Origin of the sequence: Cellulosimicrobium sp. 22598 (assembly GCF_052044445.1) — a bacterium.
Lineage (GTDB): Bacteria > Actinomycetota > Actinomycetes > Actinomycetales > Cellulomonadaceae > Cellulosimicrobium > Cellulosimicrobium cellulans_G.
The window spans coordinates 1-2,032 of the sequence record NZ_JBQEMZ010000040.1 but is presented as its reverse complement, the minus strand read 5'-3'; the positions used below and the strand labels follow the sequence as shown (position 1 = coordinate 2,032).

Here is a 2,032-nt window from a genome sequence, read left to right as displayed (position 1 = left end):
GTCACCACGTCCCCGGCGTGCACCGTGACCTCGTCCGCCGCCGCCTGCGGCGGCTGCAACCGCGTCGGCGCCGGCACCGGGATGACCCGCACCTCGCCCGGGGCGGACTCCGTGCCGTTCGACACGGTGTAGGTGATGGTGACCGGTCCGTCGAGCTGGCGCAGCTCCGTGATGCGCAGCATCTGGTGGGCGAGCACGGCGACGGAGACGCCCGCGTCCGCGGGGACCTTGACCGACTGCACGACGAGGACGCCGCCGGCGGGGTCGGTGTCGTTGGCCAGCACGTCCACGAGCGTGCTGCCGCCCGCCGGGAGCAGGGCGGTGTCGGTCACCACGATCGGGGCACCCTCGGCCTCCGACGGCGGCAGCACGTCCACCCGCACCAGACCCGTCGTCGCGTTCGGACCATCGGTGACCTGGTACGTCAGGTCGTACGACCGCGGCTCCATCGACACGAACGTGAACGTGCCCGCGTCATAGTTCGGCGTGATCTCCGCGGGCGCGGACTCCGACACCGACGCCAGCCGCAACTCGTCACCGTTCGGGTCGGTGTCGTTGCGCAACGGCTCCACCGTCACCGGCTGCCCCGCCGGCACCACCACGTGATCGTTCACCGCCACCGGCGGCTGCGGGCCCGGCACCACGTCCACCAGCAGCTTGCCCTCGAAGACGCCACCCTGTCCGTCCGCCACGGTGACCGTGACCACCTTGCGGCCGGTGGAGCCGCCGCCGTCGCGGAACTCGACCGTGCCGTCCGGGCGCGAGCGCACGTCGTCCCCGGCCACCGTCGCCGCGGCCGACGCCAGGTACAGGTCGTCCCCGTCCGGGTCCTTGAAGTACGGCAGGACCTTGATCGTGGCCCGACCACCCTGGGCCACCCGCAGCACCGGGTCGCCCGTCTGCTCCGGCGGCGCGTTCTCCCCCCACGGGGAGACCTTCAGCGTGACGCCGGCCTCGGCCACACCACCACGACCGTCGGCCACCGAGTACCGGAACGTACCCGTCCCCTGCGCGTCCTCGGGCACCACCGCCTGCAGCGCGGCACCACCCATGATCGCCTGCACCGTCGCGTTGGCCGGGGAGTCCCCCGCCAGCGACGCCGTCATCACGTCCCCGTCCGGGTCCACGTCGTTGCCCAGCACCGGCAAGATCGTCGTGCGACCCGGACGCACCCCGAAGCTGTCGTCCTGCGGCTGCGGCGGCTTGTTCGGCTGCGACCGGTCCGCGATGAACTGGTCCACCTGCTCCGGGTTCGTCAGCTCCGCGTCGGACTCCTCACCCTCGGCCTCCTCCGGCATCTGCACGTCCCAGTCGTCGACCTTCTGGTACTCGTCCGCCGCCATCCACAACGTCCCCGCCGACAGGTCGTTCAGCACGATCACGCGCCGGTTCACCCGGTACTCCAGACGCGCCTGCGGATCGATCCCCTCCAGGCGGGTGTCCAGGTCGCGGTCGGTGCCGTCGCAGTCACGGATGACCTGACCGGTCGAGGCCCACGCCCCGTACGTGCAGCCGCCGAGCTGCACCGGCGCGCCCGGGCGCCCCTCGGCCGAGCGCCGCAGCGCGTCGCCACCCTTGAGCGGCTGCGTGACCAGTCCCCCGGTCGTCGCCACGACGACGTTCGCCGACCCCGCGGACGGCTGCTGGAGCCGCGCCTCGGCGCCGTCGTCCAGGGTCACCGTCTTGCCACCCGGGAGCACGAGCTGCGAGCCCGACCGGTCGAGCACGACCGGCTTGTCGCCCACCGCGGTCACCTCGACCTCCGCTCCCTTGCCCACGGGCAGGGAGGAGGACGACGGGTCGCCGTCCGCGGTGCCCTTGGACGTCGTCGCCACCGTCCACAACGTCCCCGTCGACGGGATCGCGGCGAACACCGTCCCGTCCTGCGACACCGTGAGGGCTCCCCCGCCCTCGACCTCGACCGTCGGGTCCGTCTTCTCCGCGTCGAACGAGGCCGCCCCGTCGAACGGCAGCACCCACAGCAGACCCTCCTCGCCGTCGAGGATCGCCGTCGTCGCGCCACCGGAGACCA

General features: G+C 72.9%; 1 protein-coding gene. It reads right to left on the bottom strand.

Annotation, left to right across the window (positions count from 1 at the left end; genetic code table 11):
- Positions 1 to 2,032 (bottom strand): Ig-like domain-containing protein (locus ACTJIY_RS20775; RefSeq protein ID WP_440697261.1); only part of this gene is annotated, 2,032 nt, incomplete at both ends.